Below are 20,266 nucleotides of genomic sequence, written 5' to 3' on the forward strand. Positions count from 1 at the left end.
TAAGCAAGATCAAAAGCCGTCAGTTTTTGAAAAACATGAAAACTGACGACTTTTTTGGAAGGTATGAATAATTCAGGTTTAAAACAACCAAAAAGTTGTGAAATTTTAATGCCTGGCTGATGACGTAAAGACCATGTTCAAGGAATAGGAGGTTGAGGTTATTGGGATTAATTGAAAAATAGTAGTAGTTTGCGTGTCCCATCGCGGTTTGCATAACAGTAGCGGCATCGTAACCAAATTGTTCTGAGAGGCTAACTAGGAGAATAAGTTGATAACCAATAATGACCACCGCCACGAACCAAAATCGGTTAAGTCGGTTTAAGCCCGTTAGTGACTTTAAGGTGAGTGGAGACAGCCACAGTAGCAGAATAACTGCTAGAACAATACCTAGGCCAAAGTTAAACTGTGAAACATTTTGAAGATTGAGTGCAATGAGGGCGCAAATGAAGGCGATGAGAAGTGCCAATAAAGTGAGCTGATTAAAAAAAGTTCTAAGAATTCGTTGCATAGCTACTCCTTTACATGAGTGATGTGGGAAACTCTATCGCTTTAAGTTGAGTTTAAAAAGTGTATGGTGTGTCGCAATGATTTTAAACTGATACCAACCAATAACGGATAGGGTACTGATGACTGGTAAAAACTGGATCAGGTATCGAGAACGGCCGCCTTCAAAGAATAGGACATAGACAAATAGACCAAAGAGTGCCATTCGTAAGACACGAGCGATGAATGAACGGTCCGCAAAACTAAAGAGAACGCCAAAGAAGGTGATAATCCAAAGAACCTGTGCGATGGTTTGATAGAATCGTAGGCGTGTTCCGCCGGGGTAAAAGAACGATCGAATGAATGGGTGATGGTTGAGGTTAGGCTTATTGAAAAAATCACCTTCCTGAAGCCAACCGAGGGTGCCGTCGCCAACGTTAGCAGCATGCTTAACCAACAGAAAGTGAGCGTAGCCAATAATGCCAAAGTTTCGTAATCGTTTTTGAATTTCAGCCATGTTAGCCTTTTGTTGCGCTTTTTTAGTTGGTTGTTGTGTACTTAATAAAAAGTCGTCTTGAGAATAACCACCAAGCGTATCCTTGTTCATCCCCATCATGATATAGTGGCTAGGCAATTCAGTGATGTTTTGATCAAGTGAAAGTAGTTGTTGATGTGATAGAAAAGCTTTATTGGCGCCGAAAAAGAGGCCAAAGATAACAATGAAGGTTCCAGTGGCAATTCCTAATCGTGACCAGTTAAAGTGAGTTTGTTTCTTCAAAAGTTTAATGAGTAGCTCTAAGACTAAGGCAATTAGGATAATTAAGGCGGTTATTTTTAGGACGTAGGCAGCCCAAGTCACGAAGCCGAGTAGTGCGGCTGAAAGAATGGTGTGAGATAACTTGGCCGTTGAGGCAAACTGGTGAATGAGGTTGTCTAATAGATAAACCATTGCAGCGACAAAGGGGAGGACGGCGGTATCAGAATAGACAACAACAATCCAAGGAGAAATCAATGCGATGAACGGTAAAAGTGACCAGACGATTGGACGTTGGAGATGACGCTTAAGGGTGAGCGCAACGAGTAAAATAGCTAAATCGATTAATAATAAATTGATAATATCCAATACGATTGTAAAATGAGCTGCACCGGTAAAGCGAAAGATAAAGCGTTCTGCAAAGAGTAGTCCTAAATTATTGGGATTATGAGAAAAATAGGTATCCAAGTAGGAGCCATCGGTGATAGTAGTGCTGCTAGCCCCCCACTTGACGATCCCCGTATCGAAGCCAGTCTCGCTAGCGAGTCCAATTAACAAGGTGAGCTGATAGAGTAACGCTAGTGCGAGAAAAAGCCATTTTGAACGTAGAACAGTGCTTAACCTAGCAGGCAGTGGAAACCAGTTTATCACGTGACGGCGGGCTAAAAATAAAATATAGCCGATGACGGTGACAACGGCGAGAATACCACCAATAATTTGACCATCAAGGTTAGTGGATGCGCAAAGATCAGCTAACGTAAGGATAACGACTAACATAATTATAAAATCAATGAATTTGCGAATAAAGCGCTGCATAGGGGCCTCCTAAAGATAAATAGATTACGAATATGTGAGATAGTTATTATCCGGGTTTATATATGAGGAAAAATAAGTTTCTTATACAAGCTTGGTAAAGTGTTGATTCTAGTGTAATTATAAGAGTTTAAAGTGTTTTTTAATAGGAATTTTTTAAAATAGTCAGAAAATAGTAAGTTGATGTAATTTGCGGCGGAATAATTAGGTAGTAACGGCTTGATGGTTGTTAATTAAAGACTGATTTATTAAGTGGACGATTCAATAATGTGATTTAATCAGTTGACAGTTACTAGAACTTAATGCTACGATACCCCTACACATTGAACGCTAACTCAAGTAGCGAATAATCTGAGCGTCAGGAAGTCGGTGGTTGCTGCGAACCGATCAGGGTTATTTAGCCAAATACGGTGTTCAAGCCATCGGAGAATAACTAGAACCGTTATCATCTAGTGAGTGAGGCGTCGTTGTGCGCCTAAGCTGGGTGGTACCACGGTTTGTTCCAATCGTCCCTGTTACGTCGTAATTGACGTGGCGGGGGCGATTTTTTTTAGTAACAGAGCGTGGAAGGAAGCGGTTAGAGAGTGGAGCCTAAGGACCTCCGGCTGAAAGGCCCGGGCCTGGCCTTTTAGCCGGAGGTCCTTAGGTGCAACTCTCTGCTTCCTGGAACGCGTTTCGGCACGGTAAGAGTAGTGAGTCACCGGCTGAAAGGCCCGGGCCTGGCCTTTTAGTCGGAGGTTCTTAGGTGCAACTCTCTGCTTCCTGGAACGCGTTTCGGCACGGTAAGAGTAGTGAATTGTACCAATTGGCACCAATGTAACATTCCAAAAACAAAATCAAACCAAAAACCCATTCGTCAAAAAAAGGAGCGAGCAAACATGCAAAAACAAGTCAAAGTCAAATTCTGGGAAGCCATCATGGTCCTCCTCATGATGTTAGTCGTCATGGGGGTCGGGGTTATCGGCTTCGGTATCAGTCCTCAAATTCCGGTGTTACTGGTCATTGCGATCGTCATTCTCTGGGCCAAAATCAAGCGGTTCTCATGGGATGATATCCATAAAGGTATCACGGAAGGGGTCACCACCGGGATCGTGCCATTATTCATCTTTATTTTAATCGGGGTACTGATTAGTGTTTGGATCGCCGCTGGTATCATTCCATCATTGATGGTGGCCGGCTTCAACATGTTGAGCGTCCAGTGGTTTGTGCCATCGGTCTTCCTCGTGTGTGCGTTGATTGGGACGTCTATCGGGAGTGCCTTTACCACGATCTCAACGGTCGGGATCGCCCTGTTTGGGATGGGGGCCACGATGAATTTAAACCCAGCGTTGGTTGCTGGGGCGATTATCTCCGGCGCTATTTTTGGGGATAAGACGTCACCACTGTCTGATTCAACCAACTTGGCGTCAGCGATTGCGGATGCGGATTTGTTTAAACACATTAAGAACTTGATGTGGTCGACGATCCCGGCGTTCTTGGTTTCGTTGGTCCTGTACGCTATCTTAGGTCATAATGCGGCTGACGGCAACGCGTTAGCGAAGGTCAGCACGACGGTTAACGTGTTAAACAGCCACTTTGTGATTAGTTGGTGGGCGGCGTTACCAATCATCGTGATGTTCGTCTGTGCGTTCTTGAAGATTCCAGCCATTGCGACTTTGTTGATCAACATTGCGATTGCGGTTGTGATGATTTTCATTCACAACCCACATACACCAGTTAAAGGGCTGGTTACGATGATGGAATCCGGTTACGTGTCACACACCGGCAACCAAGCCGTTGACGCGCTGTTGAGTCGTGGGGGGATCACCTCCATGATGTCAACGGTCTCACTGATCATCATGACGCTTGCGTTGGGTGGTTTGTTGATGAAATTCGACCTGATTCAAATCGCCATGCAGCCACTAGTTGCCCGGTTACACCGGAACGGCGATTTGGTAACTGCCGGCATTCTTGGTGGGATCGCTGTGAACCTCTTCGTTGGGGAACAGTACCTCTCAACGATTTTGCCAGGGAAGGCATTTAAAAAGCCGTTTAACGACCACGGGTTGGATAACTTGGCGCTGAGTCGGGTACTTGAAGATGGCGGGACCGTTATCAACTACTTGGTGCCTTGGGGTGTTGCCAGTTCGTTTGCGGCCGGGACGCTGGGCGTTTCGACGTTGGCGTTCTTGCCATTCTGTTTCTTCAGTTTACTGTCACCAGTCTTCTCAATTTTGAGTGGGTACACTGGGATTGGGTTGAAGAAGATGGCGGTACCGGGTTCGGTAGAGGCAACGCGGTAGGTCGTTGGTTTGAAATACAGGTTATTGGAAGTGAGTTTGCTGGCGTGAGGCTGGTGGGCTTGCTTTTTTGTTTGTGCGTTTTAGCGGGCTGTTTGCCGGCGCTGTCGCTGGGCAAAGGCGCGGTTTTTGTTGGCGTGGAAAAGCGTCCGGCTAGACTTCGGTGGGAAGTTTGGCTGGACGCTTTTTTGTGGTTGTTTGGTTGTTGTCGTTGATTGAGTGGTTGCGGCGACGTGCGTTCAGGCAGCGTTTGTTTCGGCGTAATTTGAGATGAGGTATTCCGGGATTAGCTTGCTATGAAGTAGCTATTTTTAAACTTTTTCCCTTCGCCGCGCCGAAACGCGTTCGGAGAAGCAGAAGGTTATGTGTAAGGGCGTCCCAAGTAAAACTGCCAAAATCCAGACAGTTTCACTTGGGACGTCCTTACACGCCACCTTCTAACCGCTTCTCCTCACGCTCTAATCCTCCGTCAACTCTCCCGGATTAGCCCGGCTCGCATAATGGCCTGCTCGCTGGAATGTGATCGTAGCATCGTGATCTTGGCCCCACTTGCAAGTTAGGCCGATGGCGGCTGTTAGGTGGAGGGTGCCGGCTTCTTCGTGGAGTTCTAGGTTGCGGATGCTTTCTTGACAATCTTCACAGATGTGCTCAGCGATATTGATGCTGGTTCTTGGGAAGATAATGCTGAACTCTTCGCCACCGGTTCGATAAAGGTGTTGGTCGAAGTGGTACGGCTTTAGCGTCGTTGATAAAGTGTTCGCCACCGCAATCAGCGCCCGGTTACCAACTAAGTGACCGTAGTGATCGTTGATGTCTTTAAAGGCATCGATGTCCAACGTCGCGACCACCAACGATGAAGTTGATGCCGCGGCGAAGGCGTCGTCGAATTCTTCCCGGAAGGCACTCCAGTTTTTGAGACTGGTCAGACTGTCGTAGCGGGTATGCTGGGCAATCATGAGACTGTTGGAGTGCTCCTGCCGAGTTGCGAGGTAGTACACCAAGTCCGCAATTCCGACAACGATAAAGCTGATCATCATCGTCAGAGTTTGCCACCAAGAAATCGTAGGCGACAGGCGTTTGACTGACAACCAGAAAGAAACCCCAATGAGGATGATCATGATAATTTGGAATTCTCGCAAATAGTTATCGGGAACGGGAATCATATCCGGTAAGAATAAGACGCCTAAACAAACTAAAAAGATCAGGGCCATGAGAACGACGCCCATCAAATTTAGCGTCCCGAAACTTAAAAAAGCACCGATGGCGAGCAGACCGTAGCTAAGGTTGGATTTAAATAACGTAACGCTGTACATCATCACCAGCAACTGTAGATTCATGAGCAGCCAAAGATTCAGGTTGTTGGGGTAGAGACTGATGCCCCGCAACACCAACATGACCACCAGTGAGATGATCACGGCCGGTAGTTCTAACCAAGCCAGCCGGAGTTGATGATGATCAACGAGATTTTGGCGCGTCACGTGAACGACCTGTTGGGACAGCGCTAAAAATCCCAGCATGAAGAAGAGGGTAATGAAGAGGTAAAATGCGGACCAGATGAGCACGAGAAGGCCTCCTTATAGGTAGTTAAATCGCAGTTAGTTTATCCCGACCGGCGTGCTTAGATTCGTAGAGGTTCCAGTCAGCACGCTGGAAAGTGGTCGTTGCGTTGCGATCCTCGGGTCGAACTTGAGTCAGTCCGAGTGAAACGGTCAGTTTAATGGCAACCCCATTGACGACGATCGTTAAGTCGCGAATGGCATGGTGCCAGGCTTCTAGCACCGGGGTTGCCTGCGATAACGTGGTATTTGACAGCAACACCGTTAACTCTTCGCCGCCGGTTCGGTAACAGCGGTAATCAAGCCCGCTGGCGGCCAGCGCCTCGTTCAGGTTATGGGTTAAAGTTACCAGAATCTGGTTACCCGTTGACCGACCATATTGATCGTTGAGTTGTTTGAACCAATCAATATCGATGGTTGCGACCGTTAATGGCGCGGTAACGCTGACCCGCCGAAAGGCTGATTCAAAATCGTTTCGAAAGGCGTTCCAGTTTTGAAAGCCGGTGAGGTCATCGTACCGCGCGGCTTGTGCGAACTTAGAGTTCAATTGCCGCTCCCGGTGAAGCTGGAGCGTGTACCAAAAAGCAAGTAGCATGTTGGCAACGTAGTTAAAGCAAAGGCTAAATATCGCGCCAGGCGTCATGAGCCAAGCGTGACCTGCCACAAGGTAAAGTGGAATCCAGATGGCGGGGCCCATTAGCGATGGCAGGATCCAGTAAAGAACGGGGTGTCGGTCGAATTGACGAATCCGGAGATGTTGAACGTAGAGGACTAAAATGACAAGAACGAAAAATAGCCAACTCCAAGGACTAAACATGGCACCGGTACTAGCAAGGAGGATGAACGCAACGATTGAGATCAGGAGTAGACTCAATGACGATTCAACCATCACGGCGGTGTAGTTGATCACCGAAAAATGCAAGTTGATCAAAAACCAGTAAACCCGCCCGGTGAGCTGCTGTGAAAAGACCCGTAACACTAAAACGACTAAGCAGGTAAAGAGGGCCGCGGGCAATTCAAGCTGTGACCGTTGCAACCAGTGGCGCTTGATCAACCGTCGTTGCGATACCCGGAATAATTGCTGAAACAGCATGGTATAACCAAGCATAAAGAATACCGATAACATGAGGTAGTAGCTAAATTCAACCATGGACTTGTACACCTAGTTTCCCAAATTGTAGTTAACCCTAGTATAGCAAATATGTGATGAGACAGGGGGGCCTTTTGAGGTTACTTATGTTTGTGTCCAGCGTAAGCGTTGGGTGTGAGTTGGGTGTTGGCTGTTTGTCATCGCTTCGCTTGCCAAAGCCGCACGAAAACCGGCGCTCTCAGGTTACAAAATTCGGCGCCACTTAAACTGTTATTTCCAGGGTTCCTGAAGTTGTAAGAACTTGTCAACCACGCGCTTTCTGGTCACCACGCCGAATGGTGCTGCGCGAGACTGAGAGCTGCATGCAAGGCGACATCGGTAAACCCGCCAGGCCCGGGCGCCTTCACCGATGTCGCCTTGCACACTGCTCTCAACCCGTCTCGCTCCGCACACTTACGCTGGACACAAACGACAGCAAAAAAGGCCATCCAAGCAAAGGCTTGAATGACCAGAAGTAACATAGTTAAGTTTAGTAAGAATCACCATTCATCACAGAGTTCTTAACAACCACGTAGTCCACAAGGCGGATGTCCATCAGCTTGCGGCCACCGGCGTAAGAGATTGATGATTGAAGGTCTTCTTGAATTTCTTCAAGGGTATCAGCAATGTCGCCACGGTATGGCACGAGCATTTGCTTGCCTTCAACGTTTCGGTAGGCGCCTTTTTGGGTTTCTGAAGCAGAACCCCAGTATTGCTTGAAGGTCTTGCCGTCGATTTTGATGATGCTACCTGGTGATTGTAAGTGACCGGCCATCAAAGAACCAATCATGACCATGCTGGCACCGAAGCGAATTGATTTGGCAATATCGCCGTTGTAACGGATCCCACCGTCAGCGATGATTGGCTTCTTGGCAGCCTTGGCACAGAGCCGAATCGCAGCGAGTTGCCAGCCACCAGTCCCAAAGCCGGTTTTGAGCTTAGTGATGCAGGCCTTACCGGGGCCAATGCCGACTTTAGTGGCGTCCGCACCGGCATTTTCCAGTTCTCGAACGGCTTCTGGGGTACCGACGTTGCCGGCAATCACGAAGCTACCTGGTAGGTACTTTTTGATGTGTTGGATCATCCGAATCACGGAGTTTGAGTGACCGTGGGCGATATCAATGGTGATATATTCTGGTACATCGTTGGCATCAGCGAGTTCGTTGATGAAGTCGAGTTCGTCTTGCTTAACCCCCACACTAATGGAAGCAAACAGGTCTTGATCGTGCATCATCTTGACGAAATCGTGGCGAGTTTCGGGGTGGAACCGGTGCATCACGTAGAAGTAGTCGTTTTGGGCTAACCAAACGGCAAGGTCATCGTTGATGACAGTTTCCATGTTAGCAGGCACAACGGGAATCTTAAACGTCCGGGGGCCAAAGGTAACGGAAGTATCCGCCTCGGACCGACTGTCAATGATACACTTGTTCGGAATTAATTGAATATCTTCGTAGTCAAATACTTCTGGGTTCATCATAATTCGCGTCTCCTTAGGTTTGAATGTGGTTTTGGCGGGTTTGAGGCCAAATGATAAGCGAAAAACTCGAATGGTTAATTAAACTTACCATCGGATTCTTCGCTTATCGGTGTCAATATACGCATTTAGTGGTGCAATTGCTTATTTAGCGTCCGTATCCTTCCAAGCGTCGATTAAAACGTTGGTTTGGGTCCGGTCTGGGCCAACTGAGAAGGTGGCAATATCAACGCCAACTAATTCAGCTAACCGCTTCACGTAGTTTTGAGCGTTAACTGGCAAGTCGTTAAAGTCCTTAACGCCAGTAATATCGTCGTCCCAACCTGGGAATTCTTCGTAGATTGGTTCGCACTTGTTGATTTCTTTTAAGTTAGCAGGGTAATGGTAAATGGTTTCACCGTCTAACTTGTAAGCTGTGGCAATCTTAAGGGTCTTCAAACCAGTTAAGACGTCCAAACAGTTCAAGGAAAGGTGGGTTAAACCAGAAACCCGCTTGGCGTGACGCATCACAACGCTATCGAACCAGCCGATTCGACGAGGACGCTTCGTAACAGTCCCGTATTCGTGGCCGGCTTCACGGATGAAGTCACCAGTTTCGTTGTTCAATTCAGTTGGGAATGGGCCATCGCCAACCCGTGAGGTATAGGCTTTGCAGGCACCCACAACTTCGTCGATCTTCGAAGGACCGACACCAGAACCAATCGTAACGCCACCAGCAACTGGGTTGGATGATGTCACGAATGGGTAAGTCCCGTGGTCGATATCCAACATAACGCCTTGGGCACCTTCAAACAACACGTGCTTGCCGGCATCGATGGCATCGTTGATGACAACGGAAGTGTCAGTAACGTAAGCTTTAATTTCTTGACCGTATTCATAGTAAGCTTCAAAGATATCATCAAATTGAAGTGGTGCGTGATCGTACAACTTCGTGATCAATTGATTCTTTTCAACTAAGTTTTGACGGAGTTTTTCTTCAAACGTTTCCTTATCTAATAGGTCAGCAACCCGGATACCGATTCGTTCGGCTTTATCCATGTAAGCTGGGCCGATCCCTTTGTTGGTGGTCCCAATCTTAGCTGACTTGGCTTGTTCTTGTAATTGGTCGATGAGGATGTGGTAAGGCAAGATCACGTGCGCCCGGTTGGAAATCCGGAGATTGTCCGTTGGGACGTTGCGGTCATGCAAGTAATGCAGTTCTTCGACGAGTGACTTCGGGTTTAAGACGACACCGTTACCGATGACGCTTAACTTATCTGAGTAGAAGATCCCCGATGGAATCAAATGCAACTTGTAAGTTTCGCCTTTAAAGACAATGGTGTGACCCGCATTGTCGCCGCCTTGGTAACGTGCAACAACATCGGCTTGTTCACTTAAGAAATCAGTGATCTTACCCTTACCTTCGTCGCCCCATTGACTCCCTACTACTACTATCGATGACATTTGAACACCTCATATCATAAAATTGCTGAGCTAGTAAAACACGAACAACCCAGCAATTAACATTCTACCAATTTGCACGCCTGAATGCAAGCTAAAAACCGAATGTTTTATTTATTGATTGAAACAACGTTCTTAAAATAATGCTATTTAATAGGAAAACAGTTGTTACGCTTTTCTGAAAACGGCACCAGACCGGATAACGCGAACGAACCAGAATGAGGCTAGACCAACGATTGTAGCAAACTGAGCTTGCCCAAACAACGCCGAATAATGGGGAACATGCGGGCAGTAACGGGTGACTGTGCCAATTTTTCATTTCATCGTGCAACCACGCTGAATTTATGTTATGATTTTAGTGGAAATTCAGGTGTGAATTTCAGATAATGTTCGTCTTTTAATACTTTTATGAGAAATGAGGATAACGATGCTCGATAGATATACGCGTCCAGAAATGGCAAAGATTTGGTCACAACACAACCAGTACCAATCATGGTTGGAAGTTGAAATTGCGGTTGACGAGGCTTGGGCAAAGCTCGGCGTTGTCCCACAAGAAGATGTGGACAAGATCAACGCTAAGGCAACGTTTGACGAAAACCGGATCGCTGAGATTGAAGCGGTCACTCACCACGATGTTGTGGCGTTTACCCGGGACGTTTCAGAATCCCTCGGTGAAGAACGAAAGTGGATCCATTACGGCATGACCAGTACCGACGTCGTTGACACGGCCCAAGGTTACCGGTTGAAACAGGCGAATGACATCTTGAGAGCTGACCTGAAGCACCTGACTGAGGTCATCAAAAAACAAGCATTAAAATATAAGGATACGGTCATGATTGGCCGGACTCACGGGGTTCAAGCTGAACCAACCACCTTTGGCTTGAAGTTGGCCCGTTGGTACTCCGAAATGAACCGGAACATCAAGCGCTTCGATCGGGCAGCTTCTGAAGTTGAAGCTGGTAAGATCAGTGGCGCTGTTGGGACGTTTGCTAACGTGCCACCATTTGTAGAAAAGTACGTCTGTGATAAGTTGGGCTTACGCGCTCAAGAGATTACCAGCCAAGTATTGCCACGGGATCTTCACGCTGACTACATTGCAACGATGGCATTGATTGCCACCAGCTTGGAAGAATTTGCTACCGAAGTTCGGGCCTTACAACGGTCTGAGATCCATGAAGTTGAAGAACACTTCAATAAAGGGCAAAAGGGCTCATCCGCAATGCCTCACAAACGTAACCCAATCGGTTCTGAAAACGTGATTGGCTTGGCACGGGTTATTCGGGGCCACGTGACGACGGCGTACGAAGACGTTGCTTTATGGCACGAACGCGATATCTCGCACTCATCTGCTGAACGGATGATTTTGCCAGATAGCACTGGTTTACTGGATTACATCCTGCACCGGTTCGCCAACATCGTGGAAAACTTAACGGTCTTCCCAGAACGGATGAAGCACAACATGACGTTGACGTATGGTTTAATTTACAGCCAACGTGTGATGTTGAAGCTGATCAACGCTGGCTTAACTCGCGAAACCGCCTACGACTTGGTTCAACCATTAACGGCCAAGGCCTGGGACGAAGGCGTTCAATTCCGGCCACTCGTTGAAGGTAACGAGACGATCACGTCACACTTATCACCAGAAGATATCGACGATGCGTTTGATTATCACTACCACTTGCGTCACGTGGATGAGATTTTTGAACGAATTGGTTTGAAGTAGGTTAGCTAAACGCCATCACCGAAGCTCAATGTTGAGTTTCGGTGATGGCGTTTTTTAGGACTTGATGTGTTAAACTAACAGCAACTTAACCGGAAAAGGGGCTGTCATCATGGTCGAAAAAACGCGAATTATGCTGTACGTTTCAGATGTGGATCAACTGGCTGAATTTTGGGAAAACACTTTAGGGGCAACGCAGGTCGCCGATATGGCGCTACCGGATAATTGCCATGCGCCGATTCTGTCAGTTGACCCGCACACCGAGTTAGCGCTATTTAGCAACGATTTTATCGCAAAATACTCCCCAGAAGTTGCCGATAATCAGCCATCACTGATGTTTTTCGTTCGCGACTTAGATGCCGCTCATGAGCGCATTAAAGGGGCGACCCCAATCGTTGATGATGCTGGCACCCGGGCGTTTGGCTTTCCGGATCCGGATGGCCACTACTTTGCGTTGGGCGAATTAGTGGATTGAAATTTGAAAGAACGCTAGAAAAAGCATGACCGAACTCACCGGATTGGGGGTGATTCAGTCATGCTTTTTTGACACAATTTAGTTGTTGCGCACTACCACATAAAGTGATCTATCGCCACAGCAACGTTCGGATTCTTTCTCAACCGTCGATGTTGTGCGTCTGGACCGAAAAATTCCTGTTCATGATAGGCTTTAACGCGTCTGCCAATCAGGTAGTCCAGTGACCTCGAACTGGCGTTTAGAATTTGACCATCAGAATGCGAACCGTTCATTAAGTTGCCATAGATGTTGAGAATTTTAACGTGGCGAACTTTGAACTGCTGCTGACGCTTTAAGGCGTAGCGGTAACGTGGGGCCAACCACTTTGGCCGACCGTTAGGCAGAATTTTATTCGGGTGTTGATGCCGGTGCTTTCCCGGAACACCGTCGAAGTTGCCGGCAATCGCGGCGTATTTGTTTAACTGCGGGAAATGCCGATTGTGGCTGTAGCGTAATTCGTAGTAGAGGACTGCGGCGTTGCCTAGTGAGTGGGCGACGACGTTGAACTGACGGATGCCGTAGCGCTGTTTCAAGGCCAACAGGACGTTACGAAGCCAGTTGCTGATGCGGTGGTATTTTCGGGTGCGCCGATTTCTAAAAACGACCTTGACGAGTGGTCGGCGGGTCCCTTTAGGCCAACGTCCGGCCAAACGAACCCGGCCTTTGTCGGAAACGAAGGCTGTGATGACGGCGTGCGCGCGGTCTTGGTGTTCGGCGTAGCGCATGAGCGTTGCCATTGACCGTTTATTGCCGTGGTGACCGTGTAAGTAGAGTGTCGGAACGGCGTGGCGAATCGATGCTGCTGATGCGTTGGTTGGCGTGTTTGCGGTAAAGCACGTGAAGCTGATGAGTAGCATTAAGCTGAAGATGAAGCGACGCATCGTGAGCACCTCCTCTGGCGTTTTGTACATTAGTGGTACTAGTGTAACGCATTTTGGCAGAGTGTGCGAGGTGGCTGGTGGCGGGACAAGGTTGGTGGAATGCAATGTGGATTGTGAGTTGGTGGGTGGGAATGGTTGTCGGTTATATTGGTAAGGATTGAATGTGTTTCTTAACTTGACGGTGACTTATGATGTTAGGGTGATTCGAGACTGCTATGTAGCCTAAACGTGATAACTAACGCAGGACCCGGCCATATATGTGGCTAGTTGAAATTATTGTCGGTTATATTGGTAAGGATTGAATGTATTTCTTAACTTGGCGTTGGTTAAGGATATTAGATAGGCTCAAGACTGCTATGTAGCCTAAACGTGTGCCAAAACTCAGGTCCCGGCCATATAAGCCCAGCATGCCATAAATTCCAAAATCGGGAATTTACGGCATGCTGGGCTTATATTCTGGGACCTAAACGAGTTTTGTCACACTCTCAAAAAAAACACCCCACCACCAACTCTAAAAGTTGATCAGCGGGGTGCCAACATTGATTAAGACTCATTCGGATCACTTTAGGGGGAGGAGGATGATCCAACAAGCAAGTTTCAATTCTGAGGGGAGCAGAATTGAGGTCACACAAGGAAGTCCGTTAAAACAATTAAGGGGAGTATAGCTTGTTGCTTTTGCTATGCTTTAAATATACCGAATAATTGTGGCTAAATTATGAAGCAAAATAGGTTTCTTTGTGAACAATATCTTATCTTAAAAATAAGTTTTAAGAAATGATGAGACGCATTTTTGGTAGGCTTCTGGGTTATACCAGAAACTTTCGGCGTGGGTGGCGTTTTTCACGATCCAGAGTTGCTTGGGTGCCTTAGTAGCCCGGTAATTCTCGTAAGCCATGTGAACTGGAACGTAGGTGTCCTTGCCACCGTGGATGAAGAGAATTGGCCGCCGGTTCTTTTTAAGCTGTTCCTTTGAGGACACATCACCGAGGTAGTAGCCGAGCCGCTGCTTATTAATGGTGCTGACCAGTGGTTCAACTGGGTATTCTGGCAGGTGATACTGCTCCTTTAAGAGGTAAGTTAATTCTTCTTTAATACTGGAGTAGCCACAATCGGCAATCAGCGCTTTGACTTGAGTGGGCAGGTTTTCACCCGACAGCATTTCAATCGTCGCACCGCCCATGCTGACGCCGAAGAGGAGGATCTTTTCCTGTTCGCCATTATTACTGATGGTGCGGTTGATCCAGTTGAGATAATCTAGTCGATCAAGCCAGCCAAAGTTGATGTAGTCGCCAGCGCTGTCGCCGTGGGCCCGGTCATCTGGGAGCAGGACGTTAAAGCCCATTTCGTAAAACATCTTGGCGTAGTTCGCCATGGTTTCGCGGTTACCCTTGTAGCCATGGGAGATGATGACGGTTTTGCCAACCGGATCAGCGCTTGGAATATAGGTCGCCACTAGGCGCTTAGCAGGTTCGTGTTCGTTTAAATACCAGGTTTCGTGCGTTACTTTGTGGAACCAATCCACGTAAGCGTAGTATTGGTCCGCGTATTTTTGCTTTTCAGCCGACGTTTCTGGGACGTAGTTCACGCGCTTGAAGGCGACGTTGAAGAGTTTGTTGCTGACGTAGAGGGCGCCACCGGCAACTGCCGCTAATGGCACACTCAGTTTAAGTAGTGATTTTTCCATGGATCGATTCGCCTCCGCGTTAAGTCTAAGTAAAAAGGGTGAGGCTGGCATAAGCCAACCTCACAACCTATCGTGTTGATTATTTTAATGCATTATTTCGTCAGATACAATTGTTTTAAATCGTTAATTTCAGTAGTTGAAAGTGATAACGCTTCCGTCAAGAACTGGTTCATATCACCGTAATCGGCTTCAATGGTCGCCATGGCAGTGTCAAAGTAATCGCCGGAAACGGAGATCAATGCTTTGAGCGATTCCAGTACGGAACCGGTCATGCCGTTCTCGCGCGCCTTCGTTAAACGATTTTGAATTAGCGGTGAGAGGGTTTGATTTGTTAAGAGGTAGTCTTGACGGATGAGGTCGTGATCAACGCCCAGTGCAGAAAGGAAGAAAACGGCGCCCATCCCGGTGCGGTCCTTACCAGCAGTACAGTGGAAGAGGACACCATCGCCATTAGTGTTGTTCAATAGGGTGTTAAAAAATTGACGGTAGGCATCGTGTGATTGCGGCAATTCGATCATTTCTCGGTAGGTATCGATCATGTGTTGCCGACCATTTTCACGTTTGTATTGAAGTTCAGCTTTGATTTCAGCTTCTGTTTTAGAGGCCTGAGTTTTGTCTTCTGGAAAGACGGGCAGGTGCTGGTAATCAATAACGGCTGGAATCTGATCAGGCGCCTTGGTGACTTCGTCGTTGGAGCGAAAATCAACATCGTACTTGATGCCGTAGTCCAGCAGAAGTTGTTGGTCAGCGTCGGTCAAATGCGCTAACGTAGCGGTTCGAATCACCCGTTGCCATTTGATGGTCTGTCCATCAGCAGTGGGGTAACCGCCAAGTTCACGAAAGTTGAAACCGCCAGAGACGTTGAGTACGCGTTGATGTGTCATGTTGAAGTCCTCCTAAAGTGTTCTAGGGGTTATTGTAACATAGAGCGAGAAAAAAGGCGGTCAGGAGGTGGCGTGTAAGGGTGGCCAAGCTAAAACTGCCGGTTTTTGGCAGTTTTAGCTTGGCCGCCCTTACACATAATCTCCTGCCTTTTTTCTCGCGTTTCGGCGCGGTGGCCGAAAAGAACCAAAAGAACCAAAAGAACCAATCCCAGAAAGCAGCCGATGTGCGGAGCATAACAGTCACCAAGCGCCGAAAACAACGTCATAGGAAAGCACGTCGCCAACCACCACTCAGAAATAGTAAAGCGGGGCCGCCCTTACACATAATCTCCTGCCTTTTTTCTCGCGTTTCGGCGCGGTGGCCGAAAAGAACCAAAAGAACCAATTCCGGAAAGCAGCTAATTTGCGGGACATAACAGTTACCAAGCGCCGAAAACAACGAAATAGTAAAGCACATCGCCTGCCACCACTCAGAAATTAAAAGCCCGCATCCTTACACATAACTGCCTACTTCAGCACGACAGCCAAAACCGATCCCCAAACCAAAAAATGGCACCCAACCCAACATCGATCGGATACCATTCCTATTCATTTCAAATCAACAACTACCGTTCCAACCGAACCGCCCGCCGATCCTGCCACAACCAGTAAGCGTAGGCCACCAACCAAAAGGTGGCGAAGAAGCCAACTAAGCCGTAGCCGAGCCAACCAAGGTCGATGCTGGCAAGCCAGTGACCAAACCGGGATGGGAAATGAATCATTTGAAGCAGTTCAAATGAGCCGATAACGAACGCCGTGACGGCCGAGATGCTCGTCATCACAATGTTATACCGCATTTTCTTACCCGGTGTGTCAAATGCCCAGCTGTAGGCGCACAACATCATGGTTGAATCAACTGTGTCCATCAGATTCATCCCTGACGCAAACAGAATGGGTAGCGCAAGAATGCCGCAGGTCGTCGCGGCCGTTTGACTGGTCGTTGCCGCTGATAAGGCAATCACCGTGATTTCAGTGGCCGTGTCAAAACCCAAGCCGAACATAAAGCCGATGAAATACATTTGCCAGTCATGCCGGATCCACTTGAATAGCGGTGCCAGTACTCGGGATAACGCGCCACGAGAAAGTAGCAGTTTCTCAATTTCAGGTTGCTTTTTCTGATGTGCCGACCGTTGTAGCCGAATTAATTTACTTAAAATAATGAAGCTACTCAGTGCAATAATCAGTAGAAAAATACTCGAGACCACCGTACCGACCTTGCCACCAATGGTGTTCAAGACGGTCAACTTCGTTCGTGCCCAACCGAGGGAAACCCGGACGGCCAGAATCATCAAGAAAACGACCGTGGAGTGGCCGATAGAAAAGTACCAGCCAACACCATAAGCAGATTCACCTTGATTTAACAGGCGCCGAACGGTGTTATCAATGGCTGAAATGTGATCGGCGTCAAAGGCGTGCCGTAAGCCGAGGGTGTAGGCAAGAACGCCTAATCCCCAGAATTTTGGCGCCGCCTGAGCTGCGACTAACAACAATCCGAGACCCAGTAAATGTAACCCCAATGTGAGGCAGTAGAACGGGATGGTTTTGCGAAGGCGCACTTTTGTCATGTGTGACTTCCTTTCTTTAAAGCGAGACTAGTCGACGAGGGCGGCCTTGACGTCAGCAGTCAAGCTGTCGTTCATCCGGCCAGACTTGAAGCCTTCCAAGTCAACGGTGACGTAAGTGTAACCAAGCCCCTTTAAGGTGTCGTTGATGGCAAACATTTGGGCAACCAAGTCGTTCATTTGGTCAGCCATGACTTCGATCCGGGCTAAGTCTTCCTGAACCCGAACGCGGACAGTGGCAAAACCAAGGCTCCGGAGGTAAGCTTCAGCCTTCATGACGCGTTGAATGCCAGCGACCGTTAATTCAGTATCGTAAGCGAAACGAGATGAAACGGAGCAGCTAGCAACCTTGTTCCAGTTGGATAAGCCAGCAGCCCGAGCCATGTCACGCACGTCTGATTTGTAGATGTCAGCTTGTTGCAAAACGGAAACGGCGCCTTCTTCGTCACGGGCGCGTAAGCCTGGACGGAAGTCGTTGTTGTCGTCCATGATCATGCCATCTAAGACAACGTCATAGCCGTTTTCGGCCTTCAAGGCGTTCAACTTTTCGTAGAACATCTTCTTCATCCAGTACCATGAGCTGGCACGGTTGTTCTTGATGTTGTCGTTAGAGAGGTAGTCCAAAGTAGTCCCCATGACGTTGGCACCCATTTCACGAGCTAAGTCCATGGCCTTGGTGTATTCTTCGTCAGTGAATAAATCGGAGTTGGCAACGACGGCCAAAACGTTTTCCTTACCCAACGTCTTCAAAGCGGCGTCCAAGACAACCGTTGAATCAATACCGCCAGAGAAGGCAACTAAAACCTTGTTGTATTGTGATAATGCGTTCGTTAAGTTTGCGTTTTTAACTGATTCCATGTGAGTAACTTCCTTTTTTTATTAAATTAAATGACTGAATTGTACTTGTTGAACGTGATGCGGGTGTTACGCTGGTTTAGCCAAGTTCGTTTTCGTAGGCTAACAGTGCAGCGTGGCGGACTTGATCCAAACTAATGTGGTGTCGGTCTGCAAGGGCGGCGGCACTGTCGTACTCCACCGTTACCTTTGATTGGGTACCACGGTTGCCGATTTTAAGCGTGACGTCACCATATTGCGTGGTTACCGTCTTAAATGTTCGTGGTAACGTGGCGCGTTTCATCGTGACCCACCGAACGCCAAACGTTGTGGTGTGGGTCATCAATAGGTCAACCATTGCCGTTAATTGACCGCTGGTGGTGATGACCGTGACTTGGTAAGCCGGCCGGTTCTTCTTCATGAAGATCGGTGTAAAGTAAGCGTCGTAAGCGCCGGCAGCCATCAATTGATCCATGGCGTAGCCTAAACCTTCACCCGGTTGGTCATCAACGTTAGCGTGAATTTCCACGACCTCATCGCTGGTGGAGTGGACTTCTTTTTGGCTGACGATCGGGGTGAGAAGCAGCCCACGCAAGGCATTTAAATGCCCGGTTTCGCGCGTCCCGAAGCCGTAGCCGACCCGCTTAACTTGCAGATTATCTGGAATGGGGCCAAAGGCGTTAAAGGCCAGTTTGGCGATCGCAAAGCCAGTTGGCGTGACCAATTCAGTGTGAATGTCCGTCCGTTGTTGCACGGGGACTTCGCTGTTTTGACGCATCTGCATCACAGCTGGAACAGGAACCGGCATGGTACCGTGAGCGACTTCAATGGTGCCGGTACCGTCAACGAGGGTGCCGCTGATAATGTTGTCGATTCCCATCAGATCTAACCCAACGAAGAACCCAACGATGTCAACGATGGAGTCCAAGGCACCAACTTCGTGGAAGTGGATTTCATCCAAAGATAATTGGTGCACGTGGGCTTCAGCTTGGGCGATCTCGTTAAAGACGCCAAGCGCCTGATCCTTGATTGACGGTTTCAAATCCGCGTGATTGATGATGGTTTGGATTTCCGCGAGGTTGCGGCCGTGGTGGTGATGGTGGTGAGCGTGAACGTGATCAGTTTCGTGGTCGTGGTGGTGCTCGTGGGCATCGTCATGATCGTGGTGATGATGTTCATGCGCGTGCGCATCGCCGTGCTCATGGGCGTGTTCGTGTTCAGCGATTTCCTGCGCGGTCAAGCTTTCATCAGCGTGGTGGTGAGTGTCTTCTAGTTCAATGCCGAATAACTGACCGCCAATGGCCGAGCGTTTGGCTTTTTCGAGGGTCAACCGGTAGCCGGTGACGTTGAGTTTCTTTAATTCAGCCTGAAACTGGTCAAAGTCCAGTCCGAGGTCGAACAGGACGCCCAGCAACATGTTGCCGCTGAGTCCTGAAAATGGATCTAAATATAGGGTTGTCATTTGTCGTTCTCCGTTAAGTGATTGATTTGACTGGCACTGTAGCCGGCGCCAAAGCCGTTGTCGATGTTGACCACGGTGATCCCTGACGCGCAGCTGTTCAACATGGTCAATAGGGCTGACATGCCGCCGAAACTGGCACCATAGCCAACACTAGTGGGTACCGCGATAACCGGTTTGTCCACGAGACCACCAACAACTGAGGCGAGGGCGCCTTCCATGCCCGCGATGACGATGACCACTTGTGCTTGACGGATGACATCAAGCCGGGCGAATAAGCGGTGAATCCCGGCAACACCAACGTCGTAAACCCGGGAAACGGTGTTACCAAATGCTTCGGCAGTTAAAGCGGCTTCTTCAGCAACTTTGAGGTCGGACGTGCCCGCAGTGACTACCGCAATGGTGTGCGCTGTTTTGGCGATGGCAGTTTGTTGCCACGTCATCACTTGCGCGTCTTCACGATAAGTCATTTCAGGATAGGTGGTGAGTACTGACGCGGCCTTTTCTGGTGAGACCCGGGTGACTAAAATATTCGCGTGGGTCGGTACCATTGCTTGGATGATGCCGATAATTTGAGTGGCCGTTTTGCCTTCGCCGTAGATGACCTCTGGGTAGCCGGTGCGTTGCTGCCGGTCCGTGTCCACCTTCGCGTAGTCGAGATCGACGAAACCAGGATCATCAAGTTGACCCAACGCGTCTTCAACGGATAGTTGTTGGTCTGCCACCCGTTTTAAAAGGGCGGCCATGTTGTTATTTGCCAT

16 protein-coding genes are annotated in these 20,266 nt (G+C 48.3%); 3 read left to right on the plus strand and 13 right to left on the minus strand.

Translation table 11 applies throughout. The annotated features are described in order from the left end of the window. Positions 1 to 19: 19 nt before the first annotated feature. Both ACYVR3_RS11055 and ACYVR3_RS11060 read right to left on the minus strand, forming a co-directional pair. Positions 20 to 508 carry a hypothetical protein gene (locus ACYVR3_RS11055; protein WP_461244289.1) on the minus strand — a complete coding sequence of 163 codons (489 nt, stop codon included), beginning with the start codon at positions 506 to 508 and terminating at the stop codon, positions 20 to 22. Between the two features lie 33 nt (positions 509 to 541). Beyond that, positions 542 to 2,053, minus strand: a complete 1,512-nt coding sequence (locus ACYVR3_RS11060; protein WP_461244290.1) for a glycosyltransferase family protein — start codon at positions 2,051 to 2,053, stop codon at positions 542 to 544. 818 nt (positions 2,054 to 2,871) lie between these two features. Between ACYVR3_RS11060 and nhaC the strand changes: the two genes are divergently transcribed. Continuing rightward, positions 2,872 to 4,332: a Na+/H+ antiporter NhaC gene (nhaC, locus tag ACYVR3_RS11065; RefSeq protein ID WP_461244311.1), complete on the plus strand. Its 1,461-nt coding sequence runs from the start codon at positions 2,872 to 2,874 to the stop codon at positions 4,330 to 4,332. A gap of 455 nt (positions 4,333 to 4,787) precedes the next feature. Here nhaC and ACYVR3_RS11070 read toward each other — a convergent pair whose 3' ends face one another. From ACYVR3_RS11070 to ACYVR3_RS11085, 4 genes are all read right to left on the minus strand, one after another. Beyond that, positions 4,788 to 5,891 carry a GGDEF domain-containing protein gene (locus tag ACYVR3_RS11070; RefSeq protein ID WP_461244291.1) on the minus strand — a complete coding sequence of 368 codons (1,104 nt, stop codon included), beginning with the start codon at positions 5,889 to 5,891 and terminating at the stop codon, positions 4,788 to 4,790. A 22-nt stretch (positions 5,892 to 5,913) separates the two neighbouring features. Further along, positions 5,914 to 7,035 carry a GGDEF domain-containing protein gene (locus ACYVR3_RS11075; RefSeq protein WP_461244292.1) on the minus strand — a complete coding sequence of 374 codons (1,122 nt, stop codon included), beginning with the start codon at positions 7,033 to 7,035 and terminating at the stop codon, positions 5,914 to 5,916. 469 nt (positions 7,036 to 7,504) lie between these two features. Continuing rightward, on the minus strand, positions 7,505 to 8,488 hold the full coding sequence (locus tag ACYVR3_RS11080; RefSeq protein WP_156405707.1) for a GMP reductase: 984 nt from the start codon (positions 8,486 to 8,488) through the stop codon (positions 7,505 to 7,507). A 144-nt stretch (positions 8,489 to 8,632) separates the two neighbouring features. Further along, complete coding sequence (locus tag ACYVR3_RS11085; protein WP_054736973.1) at positions 8,633 to 9,931, minus strand: adenylosuccinate synthase; 1,299 nt, start codon at positions 9,929 to 9,931, stop codon at positions 8,633 to 8,635. 424 nt (positions 9,932 to 10,355) lie between these two features. Here ACYVR3_RS11085 and purB point away from each other — a divergent pair, with 424 nt between their 5' ends. Together purB and ACYVR3_RS11095 are read left to right on the plus strand one after the other, a co-directional pair. Beyond that, complete coding sequence (gene purB / locus ACYVR3_RS11090; protein WP_461244293.1) at positions 10,356 to 11,651, plus strand: adenylosuccinate lyase; 1,296 nt, start codon at positions 10,356 to 10,358, stop codon at positions 11,649 to 11,651. A 109-nt stretch (positions 11,652 to 11,760) separates the two neighbouring features. Further along, positions 11,761 to 12,123, plus strand: coding sequence for a VOC family protein (locus ACYVR3_RS11095; protein WP_461244294.1), 363 nt, complete (start codon positions 11,761 to 11,763; stop codon positions 12,121 to 12,123). Positions 12,124 to 12,215: 92 nt separating this feature from the next. Here ACYVR3_RS11095 and ACYVR3_RS11100 read toward each other — a convergent pair whose 3' ends face one another. The 7 genes from ACYVR3_RS11100 to larB form a co-directional block, all read right to left on the minus strand. Further along, the gene (locus ACYVR3_RS11100) at positions 12,216 to 13,043 is read right to left on the minus strand and encodes an alpha/beta hydrolase (protein ID WP_461244295.1); all 828 of its coding nucleotides are present in this window, start codon (positions 13,041 to 13,043) and stop codon (positions 12,216 to 12,218) included. 754 nt (positions 13,044 to 13,797) lie between these two features. Continuing rightward, positions 13,798 to 14,727 (minus strand): alpha/beta hydrolase, encoded by a 930-nt coding sequence (locus tag ACYVR3_RS11105; protein ID WP_461244296.1) that lies wholly within the window; start codon positions 14,725 to 14,727, stop codon positions 13,798 to 13,800. A gap of 92 nt (positions 14,728 to 14,819) precedes the next feature. Beyond that, positions 14,820 to 15,611, minus strand: a complete 792-nt coding sequence (locus ACYVR3_RS11110) for a tyrosine-protein phosphatase (RefSeq protein WP_461244297.1) — start codon at positions 15,609 to 15,611, stop codon at positions 14,820 to 14,822. A gap of 605 nt (positions 15,612 to 16,216) precedes the next feature. Beyond that, positions 16,217 to 17,215 (minus strand): HoxN/HupN/NixA family nickel/cobalt transporter, encoded by a 999-nt coding sequence (locus ACYVR3_RS11115; protein ID WP_461244298.1) that lies wholly within the window; start codon positions 17,213 to 17,215, stop codon positions 16,217 to 16,219. A 27-nt stretch (positions 17,216 to 17,242) separates the two neighbouring features. Then, on the minus strand, positions 17,243 to 18,070 hold the full coding sequence (gene larE, locus ACYVR3_RS11120; protein WP_461244299.1) for an ATP-dependent sacrificial sulfur transferase LarE: 828 nt from the start codon (positions 18,068 to 18,070) through the stop codon (positions 17,243 to 17,245). A gap of 76 nt (positions 18,071 to 18,146) precedes the next feature. Beyond that, entirely contained in the window at positions 18,147 to 19,508 is a 1,362-nt protein-coding gene (gene larC / locus ACYVR3_RS11125) for a nickel pincer cofactor biosynthesis protein LarC (protein WP_461244300.1), read from the minus strand. After that, entirely contained in the window at positions 19,505 to 20,266 is a 762-nt protein-coding gene (gene larB, locus ACYVR3_RS11130) for a nickel pincer cofactor biosynthesis protein LarB (protein WP_461244301.1), read from the minus strand. Before larB ends, larC begins: the two co-directional genes overlap by 4 nt.

The sequence above is a fragment of the Secundilactobacillus muriivasis genome, from assembly GCF_054785195.1.